The sequence below is a fragment of the Streptomyces sp. NPDC045967 genome, from assembly GCF_056430495.1.
Genome location: NZ_JBWKLE010000001.1, coordinates 724046 through 739774 on the forward strand (window position 1 = coordinate 724046; position 15729 = coordinate 739774).

11 protein-coding genes are annotated in these 15729 nt (G+C 73.3%); 4 read left to right on the forward strand and 7 right to left on the reverse strand.

The window, feature by feature from the left end; translation table 11 throughout:
* Positions 1-17: 17 nt before the first annotated feature.
* The 4 genes from AC07FY_RS03485 to AC07FY_RS03500 all read right to left on the reverse strand — a co-directional run bounded on the left by AC07FY_RS03485 (position 18) and on the right by AC07FY_RS03500 (position 5300).
* Entirely contained in the window at positions 18-1253 is a 1236-nt protein-coding gene (locus tag AC07FY_RS03485; RefSeq protein ID WP_478999653.1) for a branched-chain amino acid ABC transporter substrate-binding protein, read from the reverse strand.
* 541 nt (positions 1254-1794) lie between these two features.
* Positions 1795-2208, reverse strand: a complete 414-nt coding sequence (locus AC07FY_RS03490; RefSeq protein WP_478999655.1) for a hypothetical protein — start codon at positions 2206-2208, stop codon at positions 1795-1797.
* Between the two features lie 277 nt (positions 2209-2485).
* Positions 2486-2974 carry a PaaI family thioesterase gene (locus tag AC07FY_RS03495; protein WP_478999656.1) on the reverse strand — a complete coding sequence of 163 codons (489 nt, stop codon included), beginning with the start codon at positions 2972-2974 and terminating at the stop codon, positions 2486-2488.
* A gap of 55 nt (positions 2975-3029) precedes the next feature.
* The gene (locus AC07FY_RS03500) at positions 3030-5300 is read right to left on the reverse strand and encodes an FdhF/YdeP family oxidoreductase (protein WP_478999658.1); all 2271 of its coding nucleotides are present in this window, start codon (positions 5298-5300) and stop codon (positions 3030-3032) included.
* 131 nt (positions 5301-5431) lie between these two features.
* On the opposite strand from AC07FY_RS03500, the gene polA reads away from it, so the two are divergent.
* Entirely contained in the window at positions 5432-8155 is a 2724-nt protein-coding gene (gene polA / locus AC07FY_RS03505; RefSeq protein ID WP_478999660.1) for a DNA polymerase I, read from the forward strand.
* Between the two features lie 33 nt (positions 8156-8188).
* Here the strand turns inward: polA and AC07FY_RS03510 are convergent, their stop codons facing one another.
* Positions 8189-9040 carry a DUF4184 family protein gene (locus AC07FY_RS03510; protein WP_478999662.1) on the reverse strand — a complete coding sequence of 284 codons (852 nt, stop codon included), beginning with the start codon at positions 9038-9040 and terminating at the stop codon, positions 8189-8191.
* Positions 9041-9187: 147 nt separating this feature from the next.
* On the opposite strand from AC07FY_RS03510, the gene AC07FY_RS03515 reads away from it, so the two are divergent.
* The 3 genes from AC07FY_RS03515 (at position 9188) to pgfA (ending at position 11867) form a co-directional block, all read left to right on the forward strand.
* Positions 9188-10492, forward strand: a complete 1305-nt coding sequence (locus tag AC07FY_RS03515; protein ID WP_478999664.1) for a lytic transglycosylase domain-containing protein — start codon at positions 9188-9190, stop codon at positions 10490-10492.
* Positions 10493-10737: 245 nt separating this feature from the next.
* Entirely contained in the window at positions 10738-10878 is a 141-nt protein-coding gene (locus AC07FY_RS03520) for an SPW_0924 family protein (protein WP_478999665.1), read from the forward strand.
* A 14-nt stretch (positions 10879-10892) separates the two neighbouring features.
* Complete coding sequence (gene pgfA, locus AC07FY_RS03525; RefSeq protein ID WP_478999667.1) at positions 10893-11867, forward strand: cell envelope lipid trafficking protein PgfA; 975 nt, start codon at positions 10893-10895, stop codon at positions 11865-11867.
* On the opposite strand, the gene hrpB is transcribed toward pgfA, so the two are convergent.
* Both hrpB and AC07FY_RS03535 read right to left on the reverse strand, forming a co-directional pair.
* A complete protein-coding gene (gene hrpB / locus AC07FY_RS03530) occupies positions 11857-14424 on the reverse strand; it encodes an ATP-dependent helicase HrpB (RefSeq protein ID WP_478999669.1) in 2568 nt (855 codons plus the stop codon). The two genes, pgfA and hrpB, sit on opposite strands and share 11 nt — an antisense overlap.
* Before the next feature lie 4 nt (positions 14425-14428).
* Positions 14429-15310 carry a class I SAM-dependent methyltransferase gene (locus AC07FY_RS03535; RefSeq protein ID WP_478999671.1) on the reverse strand — a complete coding sequence of 294 codons (882 nt, stop codon included), beginning with the start codon at positions 15308-15310 and terminating at the stop codon, positions 14429-14431.
* Positions 15311-15729: the final 419 nt, after the last annotated feature.

Below are 15729 nucleotides of genomic sequence, written 5' to 3' on the forward strand. Positions count from 1 at the left end.
CGTACGGGACGGGGGTTTTACTGGTTGAAGGTGTCGCTCTTGACGTCGACCCACTTGCCGCCCTCGACCTTGTAGACCGTGAGCTGCTTGTTGGTGGTGTCGCCGTACTGGTCGAAGGCGACCTTGCCGGTCACGCCTTCGAAGGAGACCTTGCCGAGGGCCTCGACGACCTTGGCGCGGGCGTCGGCGGGGAGCTTGCCGCTGTTGGCGGCGGCGACGGCCTTGACGGCCTGGATCAGGGCCCAGCCGGCGTCGTAGGAGTAGCCACCGTAGGCGGCGTACGGGTCCTTGTAGCCGGCGGCCTGGTAGTCCGCGATGAAGGTCTTCGCGGTGGGCAGCTTCTCGACCGGGTAGCCGATGGAGGTGGAGAGGTCGCCCTCGTTGGCCTCACCGGAGGCACTGATGAAGGCGGGGTCCTGGATGCCGTCGCCGCCCATGAGGGGGACGTTGGCGCCGGTCTTCTTGATCTGGTCGGCGAGCAGGCCGCCCTCGGGGTACTGGCCGCCGAAGTAGACGGAGTCGGCGCCGGAGGACTTGACCTTGTCGGCGGTGGAGGAGAAGTCGGTCTCCTTCACGGTGACGTGGTCGGTGCCGACGACCTCGCCGCCGAGCTTCTTGAACTCCTCGGAGAAGATCGCGGCGAGGCCGGCGCCGTAGGTCTGCTTGTCGTCGACGACGAAGACCTTCTTCTTGCCGGCGTCCTTGAAGAGGTACTGGGCGGCGAACTTGCCCTGGACCACGTCGGTGGCGGCGGTGCGGAAGTAGGTGTCGAAGGGGCGCTTGAACTCGCCCTTGCCCCAGTTGTCGCCCTGGCTGAGCGCCGGGTTGGTGTTGGCGGGCGAGACCTGGGCCAGCTTGGCGGAGGCGAAGACGCCCTGCATCTGCTGGGCGACGCCGGAGTTCAGCGGGCCGACGACACCGAGGACGTCCTTGTTGCCGACGAGCTTGGTGGCGTTGGCCTGGCCGGAGGCGGGGACCGCCTGGTCGTCGAGGGCCTCGACCTTGAACTCGATTCCGGGGACCTCGTTGTTCTTGTTGGCCGTTTTGGCCGCGAGGTCGACGGAGTTCTTGATGCCCTGGCCGAGGGCGGAGAGCGAGCCGGTGAGGGGAGCGTCCACGCCGATGACGACGACGGTCTTCTTGCCGTCGGACGAGTCCCCGCCCTTCGCCTCGTCGCGCGATCCGCAAGCGGTGAGGGTCAGTGCTCCCGTGGTGATCACGGTGGTGAGGACGAGCAAAGAACGGTGTCGCACGATTCTTCCTTTCCCTGGCGCGGCTCCCTCTATGAGGTGCCGTTCGGTCGCCGGGCCGCACTGGGATGTACAGCGGCCGTGCTGGTCGCGCCCAGCGGCGCGGTGACTGGCCGTGACTCTAGGCCCGAGGTGGCGAACACGGGGAGCGGAGAAAGGAGGATGTGACGCTCTTGTTATGCCAAGGCCAAGAATGTGTGGCGGGAGTACGGACAAACCAGACATTTACCTACGTGCTGGGGTGTCCGCATCCTGAGAATTACCTGTTCCCCTAAGGGGCTTGAGCCCTCCATGCACCTGTCTTAGATCATATTCGGCCGAATGTGGCAGCGCGTGTCCGAAGAAAAGCAACGGGTGGTCATTCCGAAGGGTAAAGGGGGATTCGATAGGGCATGGTCATTACCGAGCGTGATCAACGGCCGGGATTCGCCCCCTTCGGATCGATCTTGCCGCAGCGGCGAAAGGGCCCTTCACCTGCGGTTCGGCGGTGGGGCCCGAAGTGCCCGGAAGCCGGACAGCGCACCCGGGAATCCGGTGACCGGGCTCACGTGGGAGGGCGCCAGTTCTCCGAGCTCCGCGTCGCGCCGTCCTGTGCGGTGCAGCGCTGCGCCACGAACCGGTCGATCAACTCAAGTGCCTTGGCCCGCCCGGCAGTTCGCTCCTCGGCGCGGCCTGCGGCCACCGCGTCCTCGTGAATGGCGTACTGGTCGTTGGACAGGCCCTTCTGCTCCCAGTCCAGACCGGACCACTTGGACCCGATGAGGGTCTCCTTCGCCCAGTACGACACGAGGCCGGTGCAGATCTGCGCGGGCGAGGAGGGGGCGGCGGTGGGGCTGGGCGGGCCTGCCGCGGGAGGTGGTGCGGAAGGGGTGCATCCGGTCGCGGTGCCGGCCAGGGCGAGCGCCACGAGGAGGGTGGCGGCGGCGTACCGGACCGTGCGGCGAGGCGGTGTCCCCATGGGGGGAAGGTAGGCGGTCACCATCGGTGACACAACAGGGGGGCGCGCCTCGGCTGCGGAGTACCCGCGGAGTGGCGGATTCCGGGCGGGTCGGGGGGAGGGGGGACGCCGGAACCGGCGGGCGGGGGGCAGGACGGCGCCATGGCGGGGCTTCGGCGGATCGTCTCCACACGCCCGCGGGCCCGGACCCGCCCCCCGGGGGGTGGAGGTCCGGGCCCGCGGACGGCCCGTGGCGCGCAGGGACGGCCGGGCCCGCACGGCGCCTCGGGCGACCGGTTCAGGCTCCGGCGGGGGCCCCGCCGCCGCCGGCCGGGTCGGCGTCGCGCAGGAGGCAGGTGAGGCGGGCGGTGCACACGCGCCGGTCCTGCTCGTCGCTGATCACGATCTCGTAGGTGGTGGTGGTGCGGCCCCGGTGGACGGGGGTGGCGACACCGGTGACGAGGCCGGAGCGGACACCGCGGTGGTGGGTGCAGTTCAGGTCGACACCGACGGCGATCTTGGTGATGCCGCCGTGCAGCATGGCGCCGACGGAGCCGAGGGTCTCGGCGAGCACGGCGGAGGCCCCGCCGTGCAGCAGTCCGTAGGGCTGGGTGTTGCCCTCGACCGGCATTGTGGCCACGACCCGGTCGGCCGAGGCCTCCAGGATCCGGATGTCCATGCGCTCGCCGAGGTGGCCCGCGGAGAAGAGTGCGGGCAGGTCGATGCCCAGGGCCGCGTACTCGTCGAGGACCTCCTGCGGGAACTTCACTGCCTGCTGCTCGCCCATGGGCCTGCTCCGTTTCGTCAACGACCGTTAACCGTCTTGTCCTGAGGTCGTTCTATCAGGCCGGTTCGCAGCGGATGACGACGGACTTGCTCGCGGGGGTGTTGCTGGTGTCCGCGGTGGAGTCGAGGGGGACCAGTACGTTCGTCTCGGGGTAGTAGGCGGCCGCGCAGCCGCGGGCGGTCGGGTAGTGCACGACGCGGAAGCCCGGTGCGCGCCGCTCGACGCCGTCCTTCCACTCGCTGACCAGGTCGGTGTACGAGCCGTCGGCCAGCCCCAGGGCGGCGGCGTCCTCGGGGTGGACCAGCACCACGCGGCGCCCGCCGGTGATGCCGCGGTAGCGGTCGTCGAGCCCGTAGATCGTGGTGTTGTACTGGTCGTGGCTGCGCAGGGTCTGCAGCAGCAGCCGGCCTTCGGGGACCTCGGGGTACTCCACGGGCGCGGCGGTGAAGTTGGCCTTGCCGGTCGTGGTGGGGAAGCGGCGCTCGTCGCGCGGGGCGTGGGGAAGCCGGAAGCCGTCCGGGCGGGCCGCCTTGGCGTTGAAGTCCTCGAAGCCGGGGACCACGCGTGAGATCCGGTCGCGGATGGCGGCGTAGTCCCGCTCGAACTCCTCCCACGGCGTCCTGGACGCCTCGCCGAGGACGGCGCGGGCCATGCGGGCCACGATGGCCGGCTCGGAGAGCAGGTGCGGGCTCGCGGGGGGCAGGTTGCCGCGGGAGGCGTGGACCATGCCCATGGAGTCCTCTACGGTCACGAACTGCTTGCCGGATGCCTGGACGTCCTTGTCGGTGCGGCCGAGGGTGGGCAGGATCAGCGCGCGCCGGCCGGTGACGGCGTGGGAGCGGTTGAGTTTGGTGGAGACGTGCACGGTCAGGGCGGCGCGGCGGATCGCGGCCTCGGTGACCTCGGTGTCGGGGGTGGCGGCGACGAAGTTGCCGCCCATGGCGAAGAGGACCTTGGCCCGGCCGTCGCGCAGGGCCTGGATGGATCGGACCACGTCGAAGCCGTGGTGGCGGGGCGAGGTGATCGAGAACTCGCGGTCGAGGGCGTCGAGGAAGGCGGGTGCGGGGCGTTCAAAGATCCCCATGGTGCGGTCGCCCTGCACGTTGGAGTGGCCGCGGACGGGGCAGACGCCCGCGCCGGGGCGGCCGATGTCGCCGCGCAGCAGGAGCAGGTTGACGACCTCGCGGATGGTGGCGACGGCGTGCTTGTGCTGGGTCAGGCCCATCGCCCAGCAGACGATGGTGCGCCGGGAGGCCAGGACCATGGAGAGTGCGCGCTCGATCTCGGGCCGGGTCAGGCCCGTGGCGGCGAGGGTCTGCTCCCAGTCGGCCTCCTTGGCGGCGGCGGCGAACTCCTCGTATCCGTGGGTGTGTTCGCGGATGAAGGTCTCGTCGACGGCGCCGCCCGCCTCGATGACGAGCTTGTTCAGGAGGCGGAAGAGGGCCTGGTCGCCGCCGATGCGGATCTGCAGGAAGAGGTCGTTGAGGGGGGTGCCCTTGAGCATGCCGAGGGGGGACTGGGGGTTCTTGAACCGCTCCATGCCGGCCTCGGGCAGCGGATTCACCGAGATGATCTTCGCGCCGGCGGACTTGGCCTGCTCCAGGGCGGAGAGCATGCGCGGATGGTTGGTGCCCGGGTTCTGCCCGGCCACGATGATCAGTTCGGCCTGGTGGAGGTCTTCCAGGGAGACGCTGCCCTTGCCGATGCCGATCGTCTCGTTCAGCGCGGAGCCCGAGGACTCGTGGCACATGTTGGAGCAGTCGGGCAGGTTGTTGGTGCCGAACTCGCGGGCGAAGAGCTGGAAGAGGAAGGCCGCCTCGTTGCTGGTGCGGCCCGAGGTGTAGAAGAGGGCCTGATCGGGGGAGTCCAGCGCGTGCAGTTCCTGCGCGATCACCGCGAAGGCCCGCTCCCAGCTGACCGCCTCGTACCGGTCGGCGCCCTCGGCGAGGTACATGGGCTGCGTGATGCGGCCCTGCTGGCCCAGCCAGTAGCCGGAGCGGGTCTCCAGGTCGGCCAGCGGATGCGCGGCGAAGAACTCGGGGGTGACCCGGCGCAGGGTGGCCTCCTCCGCGACGGCCTTGGCGCCGTTCTCGCAGAACTCGGCGGTGTGCCGCTTCTCGCCCTCGGGCCAGGCGCAGCCGGGGCAGTCGAAGCCGTCCTTCTGGTTGACCTTGAGCAGGGTGCGGGCGGTGCGGGCCAGCCCCATCTGCCGCTGCGCGATCTTCAGGGTGTGCCCGATCGCGGGGAGCCCGGCGGCCGCGTGCTTCGGCGGATCGACCTGGGGCGCGTCCTGGACCGGATCGCCTGCGGGCGGCTTGGTGGCCATGGTGCTCCCCTTCGAGCGGTCTTCGCGTACACCTCCGATCCTGTCACGCCCCGCCGACATCGCGGGCGCCGGATTTGCCCCCGCGTTCCGGCCGTCCGGAATTGTCGGTGGGGGCGCCTAGGATCGGGGGCGTGGCAGAGACAGCATCGAAGAAGACGGACCAGACGACCGCAGCGGACCGCCCCCGCCTGATGCTCATGGACGGGCACTCCCTGGCGTACCGGGCGTTCTTCGCGCTGCCCGCGGAGAATTTCACGACCGCGACGGGCCAGCCGACCAACGCCATCTACGGCTTCGCGTCGATGCTGGCGAACACGCTGCGCGACGAGGCGCCCACGCACTTCGCGGTGGCGTTCGACGTGTCGCGCAAGACGTGGCGCTCGACGGAGTTCCCCGAGTACAAGGCGAACCGCTCCAAGACCCCCGACGAGTTCAAGGGGCAGGTCGAGCTGATCGGGGAGCTGCTGGACGCGATGCACGTGCCGCGGTTCGCCGTCGACGGCTTCGAGGCGGACGACGTGATCGCGACGCTGGCCACGCAGGCGGAGGCCCAGGGCTTCGAGGTGCTGATCGTCACCGGCGACCGGGACTCCTTCCAGCTCGTCTCCGAGCACACCACCGTGCTGTACCCGACCAAGGGCGTCTCGGAGCTGACCCGCTTCACGCCTGAGAAGGTCGAGGAGAAGTACGGGCTCACCCCGCAGCAGTATCCGGACTTCGCGGCGCTGCGCGGTGACCCGTCCGACAACCTGCCGGGCATCCCGGGCGTCGGTGAGAAGACCGCCGCGAAGTGGATCACCCAGTTCGGGTCGTTCGCGGAGCTCGTCGAGCGTGCCGAGGAGGTCAAGGGCAAGGCCGGGCAGAACTTCCGGGACCACCTGGAGGCCGTCAAGCTCAACCGCGTCCTGACCGAGATGGTCAGGGACGTGGAGCTGTCGAAGACGCCGGCCGACCTGACCCGCCTGCCCTACGACCGGTCCGCGGTCACCGGTGTGCTGGACGTGCTGGAGATCCGCAACGCCTCGCTGCGCGAGCGGCTGCTGGCCGTGGACCCGGGCGCGGCCGAGCAGGCGGCGCCGGCGCCGGTCGCGGCCGGTGTGGAGCTGGACGCCAGCGTGCTGGGCGCGGGCGAGCTCGCGCCGTGGCTGGCGGCCCGGGCGGGCGCCCCGCTGGGCGTCTGCACCGTGGACAGCTGGGCGCTGGGGCAGGGCAACGTCAGCGAGATCGCGCTGGCCGCCGCCGACGGGGCCGCCGCCTGGTTCGAGCCGTCCGAGCTGGACGAGGCCGACGAGCGGGCCTTCGCGGCGTGGGCCGCCGATGCGGCGCAGCCGAAGGTGGTGCACAACGCCAAGGGGCTGCTGCGGGTCTTCCCCGAGCACGGCTGGAGCCTGGCGGGCATCACCATGGACACCGCGCTCGCCGCCTACCTGGTCAAGCCGGGCCGCCGGTCCTTCGCGCTGGACGCGCTGTCCAACGAGTACCTGCACCGCGAGCTGGCGCCGGCCGCCGCCGACGGGCAGCTGGCGTTCGGCGCGGACGAGACGGCCGAGGCGGAGGCGCTGATGGCGCAGGCCCGCGCCGTCCTGGACCTGGGCGAGACCTTCACCGGCAAGCTGGCCGAGGTCGGGGCCGTCGAGCTGCTGCACGACATGGAGCTGCCGACGTCCGAGCTGCTGGCCCGGATGGAGCGCTCCGGCATCGCCGCCGACCGCGACCACTTGGAGGCGATGGAGCAGCAGTTCGCCGGGGCGGTGCAGCAGGCGGTGAAGGAGGCGCACGCGGCCGTCGGCCACGAGTTCAACCTCGGCTCGCCCAAGCAGCTCCAGGAGGTCTTCTTCGGCGAGCTGGACCTGCCCAAGACCAAGAAGACCAAGACCGGCTACACCACCGACGCGGACGCGCTGGCCTGGCTGGCGACGCAGACCGACCACGACCTCCCGGTGATCATGCTGCGGCACCGGGAGCAGGCCAAGCTGCGCGTCACCGTCGAGGGCCTGGTCAAGACCATCGCCGCCGACGGCCGGGTGCACACCAGCTTCAGCCAGACCGTCGCCGCGACCGGCCGGCTGTCCTCCACCGACCCCAACCTGCAGAACGTGCCGGTGCGCACCGACGAGGGCCGCGCCATCCGCCGGGGCTTCGTCGTCGGCGAGGGCTTCGAGTCCCTGATGACGGCCGACTACAGCCAGATCGAGCTGCGCGTGATGGCCCACCTCTCCGAGGACGAGGGCCTGATCGAGGCGTTCCTGTCCGGCGAGGACCTGCACACCACCGTCGCCTCCCAGGTGTTCGGCGTGGAGCGCTCGCAGGTCGACCCGGAGATGCGCCGCAAGATCAAGGCCATGTCCTACGGGCTGGCGTACGGGCTGTCCGCCTTCGGCCTGTCCCAGCAGCTGAACATCGAGCCGGCGGAGGCGCGCGGCCTGATGGAGACGTTCTTCGAGCGCTTCGGCGGGGTCCGCGACTACCTCCACCGCGTGGTGGACGAGGCCCGCGCCACCGGCTACACGGCCACGGTCTTCGGCCGCCGGCGCTACCTGCCCGACCTCGGCAGCGACAACCGCCAGCGCCGCGAGGCCGCCGAGCGGATGGCGCTCAACGCCCCGATCCAGGGCACCGCCGCCGACATCGTCAAGGTCGCGATGCTGCGCGTGGACCGGGCGATCGCGCAGGCCGGGCTGACGTCGCGGATGCTGCTCCAGGTCCACGACGAAATCGTGCTGGAGATCGCCCCGGGCGAGCGCGAGCGCGTGGAGGAGCTGGTGCGCCGCGAGATGGGCGCCGCCGTCGAGCTGCGGGCCCCGCTGGACGTGTCGGTGGGCGTCGGCTCCGACTGGGAGTCCGCCGCGCACTGACCGCGCCCGCCCCGTACGCGACGCCCGTCCCCGTCAGCCGGTGGGGACGGGCGTGCGCGTGTCGTTCCGGCTGCGGGTGCGGTCGCCGCGGTGGCGGACCCGTACCAGGACCCCGTACAGCAGCAGGGCGACGGCGAGGCCGCCGCCCGCGCCGAAGCAGACCGTCGGGATGATGTCGAGCGGCGAACGGATCCGGTCGAAGAAGGTGTAGAAGCGCACCACGCGCATCGTGACCCCGGCGGCCACGCACACCAGGAGCAGGGCCGACGCCCAGCCGACCTCGGCGCGGGTCAGCGCCGGTACGGACGCGGGGACGGGCAGGGGCGGCAGCCGGCGCAGCGCGGTCGCGAGGAACCAGCCGAGCGCACAGGCCGCGACCGCCGAACTCCCGTACTGGAGGTAGGAGTAGAGCGGAAGGCCGAAGGCGAGGGGCTCGCCGAGGGCGGGCACCGCGTTCGTCCCCCAGCGGTCGAGATGGGTGAAGCTGTCCCACACCACGTGCGTGAGGGAGCCGGCGACCGCCGAGAGGTAGAACCAGAGGGCCAGCGAGGCCAGTCGGCGGCCGCGCCACCGCTCGCCGCGCACCACGGCGTGGACCCGGCCCCGCCAGGCGCGCGGCAGGAGTGCGAGCAGCGGCTCGCGCAGCAGCAGCCAGTAGGCGACGAGGGCGGCGGTGAGCGCGGCGTCCGCGGTGAGCACGCCCGGCAGGGAATGCGTGAAGACGCCGTACGGCATGACCCCTTCGACGACCGCGTCGGCGAAGTAGAACGTGTCCGGCGCGAACGATCCCAGCACCAGCGCCGAGGCGACCAGCGGCCCCCGCGCCCGCCCGGTTCGCCGGATGGCCGGAAGGACGGCGGCAGCGTGGCTGAGGGTGAACGGCATGGCACCTCTCCTGGATCTTCTCGGTCCGGCCAGTATGCGTGTCCCGTGCGGGACGTGGGGATGTGGTGAAATCCACCCCGCCGTGCGTGCCCTGTGCAGGGAGTTGACGTAGGGTCACGCGGACGTCGAGTGGGAGGGGTCCGGCTCATGTCGGCTCGAATATTCGGACGCGGGCTGCGCAGGGGCGCCGCGGCAGCGCTGGTCTCCGCACTGGTGGTCGCCGCGGTGACCGCTTCCCAGGGGCCGGCCGCCGGGCGGGCGGAACGGATCGCCGCGGCCGGCGGGGACGGTGCCCCGCCCCTCCCGGCAGCCGGGAGCGGAGGGGACGGCTCCTACTTCACCGAACTCCCGCCGCTGGTGAGCCCCGCACCGCCGGCGGTGCTCCTGCCGGACGGACAGCCCTCCGCCCCCGCCGGCCAGGCGCCCGCCGGGACCGTTCCCGCGGGCGCGGGCGCGGCCGGGGGCACGGCGGTGGGCGTGGGGGAGGGGGCGCAGGGAATACCCGCGAGCGTGCTCGCCGCCTACCTGCGCGCGGAGCGGACCGTGGGGCGCAGCGACGCCGGCTGCGGGTTGCGCTGGCAGCTGCTCGCGGCGATCGGCAAGGTCGAGTCCGGGCAGGCGCGCGGCGGCCGGGTCGACGCCTCCGGCACCACGCTGCGGCCGATCCTGGGCCCCGTGCTCGACGGCAACGGCTTCGCGAACATCCGGGACACCGACGGCGGGGCGTACGACGGGGACGCCCGGTACGACCGGGCGGTCGGCCCGATGCAGTTCATCCCCTCCACGTGGGCGGCCTGGGGCCAGGACGCGGACGGCGACGGGCGGCGCGACCCGAACAACGTGTACGACGCGGCCCTGGCAGCCGGGCGCTACCTGTGCGCGGGCGGCCGGGACCTGCGGGTGGCGGCGGACCTGGACCGGGCCGTGCTCTCCTACAACCACTCCGGGGAGTACCTGCGGACCGTGCGGTCCTGGTTCACGTACTACCTGAAGGGGACGCACGAGGTCCCGGACGCGGCGGGCACCCCCGCGGCGGCGGCACCGGCCACGGCGCCGAAGCCGCCGACCCGGCCGACGGCGAAGCCGACGCCTACGCCGGAACCGAGCCCGACACCGCCCGGAGCCCCGAAGCCCACGCCCACGCCGACGCCCACGCCGGACCCGACGCCGACGCCGACCCCCACCCCGACGCCCACGCCGACGCCCACGCCCACGCCGGACCCGACGCCGACGCCCACGCCGGACCCGACGCCGACGCCGACGCCCAAGCCGACGCCGACCCCCACCCCGATGCCGACCCCCACCCCGACCCGGACCTCGGCCCCCGCGCCGACCCCCTCCGCCTTGGCCACGCGTTCCCCCGCGCCGACCCCCTCCGCCTCGGCCGACCGCACCCCCGTGTCCGCCCCCTCCCCGCAGCCGGCCGGCGCCCCGCCGCCGTCCGCCCGCTGACCGGATCCGGCCGCACCCGCTGACGGCCCCTGCCGCCCGGCAGCGCCCGCCCCCCACAGCCGTCCGCCACCGCGGCGGGCGGCTGCGCGCCCCTTCACGCCGACCGGCGCGCGATAGCCGGCGCCCGCCACCGGGTGCCCGGTGCTCTGTGCCGGGTGCTCGCTGCTCCCGAGACGTTCTCATCTCGCCCCCGCGTTGCTACGGTGCCCCTCCTCTGACGCCTCATCAGATTCCGGAGCCCCGGCATGCGCGCATACGTCGCCGCCGTCATCGGCCTCGCGGCCGCGCTGGCCCTCGTCTTCGCCATCACGGCGTTCGGGGTGTCCGAAGGCGGGACCTCCCCCAGGCCCCTGCTCACCACCGCGCCCCCCGCGCCCGGAAAGTAGAGGAGGGCCCGGCCGTGCGACGCAGAGCGAGCCTCGTCCTGCTGGCCCTCGCCGTGTTCTGCGCGGCGCTCTCACCGCTGCTGCGCTGGTACGCGTACCCGCGGCTCGCCAAGATCCCGCCGAACCAGTACCAGGAGATGGTCCTGGAGGCGAAGGACGCGACCCTCCTCGACTACCTGGGCGGCATGCAGCCGAAGAAGATCGACAAGGTCACCATCGTCCAGACGCTCAAGGGCAACGTCGAGGCGTCCAGGGAGATAGAAGCCAGTGCCGGCAAGGACGTCGTCGTCTGGGACACGCTCACGCACATCATGGACCCGGAGGGCAAGACGGTCTCCCAGATCCCCGAGCGCTACATCTTCGACGCCCACACCCAGGACCCGGTGCACGCCACGGGCGAGATGGTCGACGGCGACCCGGTCAGGCGCGAGGGCATCGAGTTCAAGTGGCCGTTCTTCACCGAGCCGCGCGACTACCTGTACTTCGACGCGCAGACCCGCACCGCCTCGCCGATCCACTACGTCGGCCCGCGCCGGTACCGCGGCATGGACGTCTACTACTTCGAGCAGACCGTCCCGTGGACCAAGGTCCCCATGCCGAAGAAGATGCCCGTCGAGGGCATCGACCCGGCGACCATCGAGGCGGCCACCGGCACCACCCTCTGGTACACGACCAAGGCGATGTTCTGGGTGGACCCGGTCACCGGGGCGCCCGTCAACGCCGAGCAGGAGATCAGGCAGGAGATGCGCGGCGGGATCGCGGCGAGCGGGCCCGAGGGCAAGCTCACCGCCTTCGCCGGGCATGTGAAGATGCGCGAGGACTACGCCCGCCACACCCTCGACCTGGTCGCCGCCAATCGCACGAAGGTCCTCGCCCTGCACACCTACGCCCCGACCGGCCTGGCGGCCTGCGCCCTGCTGCTCCTCGGGCTCGCGCTGTGGCTGGAGGCCAGGGGCCGGCGCGCCCCGAGGGAGGAGCTCAGCGCCTGAGCCGGGCGCTGGTGTGGCGGGTGGGCGCGGCGGTGGAGGGGTCCTCCGGCCAGGGGTGGCGGGGGTAGCGGCCGCGCAGCTCGGCGCGGACGGCCCGGTAGCCGTCCTGCCAGAAGGAGGCGAGGTCGGCCGTGACGGCGGCAGGTCGGCCGGCGGGCGACAGCAGGTGGACGAGTACGGGCACCCCCGCGACCCGGGGGGTCTCGGCCAGCCCGAACAGCTCCTGGAGTTTGACGGCGAGCACCGGCTGTCCGTGCTCCGCGGAGTAGTCGATCCGGATGCGGGACCCGGAAGGCACCTCCAGCCGTTCCGGGGCCAGCTCGTCCAGCCGGGCCGCCTCGCCCGTGGCCCAGGGCAGCAGCCGGCGCAGGGCCTGGCCCGCGTCGAGCCGTGCGAGGTCCGCCCGGCGCCGGGCCCGCGACAGCTCGGGCTCCAGCCAGTCGTCGGCGCGGTCCAGCAGGGCGCCGTCGTCCGCCACGGCGGGCCAGGCGCCACCGAGCGTCCGGTGCAGGAACGCCAGCCGGGCCCGCAGCTGCGCGGCGTCCGGGGACCAGCGCAGCAGGCCGAGGCCCTCCTCGCGCAACCCGTCGAGCAGCGCGGTGCGCACCAGGGCCGGCTCGGGGGTGCGCAGGGGCCGGACGGCCAACTCGATCGCCCCGAGCCGCTGCACCGCACGGGCGATGAGCTCCCCCTCCTCCCAGTGCACCTCCTCGGTGTCCGTGCGCAGGTGCGCGGCGGCCTCCCGCGCGGTGTGCTCGTCGATGACGGCGGCCAGCCGGACCCGCGCGGAGGCGGAGTGCGGGGCCCGGTCGGCGACGGCGACCGCCAGCCAGGGCGCGCTGCGCAGTCCCGAGCCCTCGCCGAGTTCGGCCGCGGTGCCGTTGGCCATGAGGAAGGACTGCTCCGCCTTGCCCTTGGCCACCCGCTCGGGAAACGCGAGCGCGGCGACGAGCCCGGCGGCACGATCATCGCCCCCGCCCCCGGCCCCACCCCCGGCCCCGGCCCCGGCCCCGGCCCCGGTTCCGGGAAGGGGCGGAGTGGGGGAGCGCCCCGCAGGGGACTGCGCGGCTCGTTCCAGCCGCCGGACCTCGGCGCGCCAGCGCGCCGCGTAGGCGTCGCCTCCGTGACGGGCCGAACGCCACGCCGCGGCCAGGTCGTCCCCGTACTCCCGCGGCGGCTCCTCGCTCAGCAGCGCCACCACCTCCGCCGCCCGCCGCGCCCCCAGCACCGACGCCCCGTCGAGCAGGGCCCGGGCCAGCCGCGGGTGCAGGCCCAGCCGGGCCATCCGCAGCCCGCGCGGCGTCGGCCGCCCCGCCGCGTCCACCGCGCCGACCGCCACCAGCACCTCCCGCGCCGCGGCCATCGCCCCGGCCGGCGGTGCGTCCAGCAGCGCCAGCCCGGCGGCGTCCGGATCGCCCCAGCACGCGGCCTGCAGCGCGAACTGCGCCAGGTCCGCGATGCGGATCTCCGGCGCCGGGAAGGCCGGCAGGCGGCCGTCCTCCGCCTCGGTCCAGCAGCGGTACACCGCGCCCGGCGCCTCCCGCCCGGCCCGGCCCGCCCGCTGACGCCCGGCCGCACGCGAGGCCCGTACGGTCGCCAGCGCGCCCAGCCCGCGCGCGTGGTCCACGCGGGGTTCGCGGGCCAGTCCCGAGTCCACCACCACGCGTACCCCGGGCACGGTCAGGCTGGACTCCGCGACCGCCGTCGCGAGGATCACCCGGCGGTGGTCCGACGCCGTCAGGGCCGCGTCCTGCACCGCGGCCGGCGCCCGGCCGTGGACCTGGAGGACCTCCGCGTCCACCCCGCCCAGCTGCCCGGCCACCCGGGCGATCTCCCCGACGCCCGGCAGGAAGCACAGGACGTCGCCGGAACGTTCCGCCAGCGCCCTCCGCACCACCGAGGCCACATGCGCCAGCTGCGCCGGATCCACCCGCATGCCGTGCGGGGGCCGTACCGGGCGGGCCGGCGGGGCCCACACCGTCTCCACCGGGTGGGAGACCCCGGCGGCCTCCACCACCGGCGCGCCGCCCAGCAGGCCGGCCCAGCCCGCCGCGTCGGTCGTCGCCGAAGCCGCCACCAGCCCGAGCTCCGGGCGCAGGGTCTGCCGTACGTCCAGCAGGAAGGCGGCGACGGTGTCGGCGTCCAGGTGCCGCTCGTGGCACTCGTCCAGGACCACCACGTCCACGCCGGGCAGCTCCTGGTCCCGCTGGAGCCGCTGCAGCAGCACCCCGGTCGTGACCACCTCCACCACCGTGGAGGGGCCCACCACCCGCTCGCCGCGCACCGTGAAGCCCACCGAGCCGCCCACCGGCTCGCCCAGCAGCCACGCCATCCGCCGCGCGGCGGCACGGGCGGCGATCCGGCGCGGTTCGGCGACCACGACCCGCCGCCCGGGCCCGTCACCCACCAGCCCCGCCAGCACCAGCGGCACCAGCGTGGTCTTGCCGGTGCCCGGCGGGGCGCAGAGCACGGCGGCTCCGTGGCCCTCCAGCGCCGAGACGAGCGCGGGCAGGGCCTCCCGTACGGGCAGGGCGTCGAGGGCGGAGTGGCGGATCAAGGAATCAGTCCCTCTCGCACACGAAGATCGCCGTACCGGGGATCAGGTGCCCGCGCAGCGGGGACCATCCGCCCCACTCCTGGCTGTTCCACTCCGGCCACTCCGGTTCGACCAGGTCGAGCAGCCGGAAGCCGCCCGCCACCACGTCGCGGACCCGGTCGCCGATGGTGCGGTGGTGCTCCACGTACACGGCGCCGCCGTGCTCGTCCTGCTCCACGTACGGGGTGCGGTCGAAGTAGGAGGCGGCGACGGACAGCCCCGCGGGGCCCGGCTCGTCGGGGAAGGCCCAGCGGACGGGGTGGGTGACGGAGAAGACCCAGCGGCCGCCGGGGCGCAGGACGCGGTGCACCTCGCGCATCACGTTCACCGGGTCGGCGACGAAGGGGACGGCGCCGTACGCCGAGCACGCCAGGTCGAAGGAGCCGTCGCGGAACGGCAGCCGGCCGGCGTCGGCCTCCACCAGGCGGACCGCCCGCAGGTCGCCGCCGTCGATGCGCAGCGCGTGCTGGAGCTGGCGGTGGGAGAGGTCCAGCGCGACCGGCCGGGCGCCCTGGGCGGCGAGCCAGCGCGAGCACTGCGCGGCGCCGGCGCCGATCTCCAGGACGTCCTTGCCCCGGAGGGAGGAGGCCGGGCCGAGGAGCGCCGCGTCCGCCTCGTCGAGCCCCTCGGGACCCCAGACGAAGCGGTCGTCCCCGAGGAAGGCGCCGTGCTCGCTCTGGTACTCGTCGGCGTTGCGGTCCCACCAGCCGCGGCTGGCCCGGCTGCTCTCCGCCTCCCCCGCCTGCCGCCGGGTGGCCTCGGCGTCGCCGGGGCCGTCACCGGAGGCGTCGCCGGTGTGCGGATCGGCGCGGTGGGCGTCTTCGCGGAGGTGGTCCTCTTGGTTCATGGGGCCCGTCGTCGTAGTCTGCGAATGTCTGGGGGCGTCCGAGGACGCTTGTGGGCGTTCCCGGGGTGTCCGCGGCCGTGTGCGGCCGTCCGTGGCTCGCCGCGGAAAGTGACGGGAAAGCGTCATCGACGCCTTCCCGCCCACGAATTGTGCCGGTTGTGCGGCGATCCGCCGGGGGTGTCCGCCTTCGCGCATTGACCCTGTCCGGCTGCCCCCGTATGCTACAAGTTGCGCTGCGAGCCTGTGCTCCTCAGACCTAGCAGGCTGCGCTTGCATCTGTTGATGTCCCCTCGGTTCTCGAGGCCCCGCCGCTCTTAGCGGAACTGGGGACTCCTTGGCTGTCCGGCTTCGGTGGATGCCGATAAGGGCTCCCGGCGTAGCAGTACCTACGACTTTCTGTCCGTAACCGGAGCCCTTTC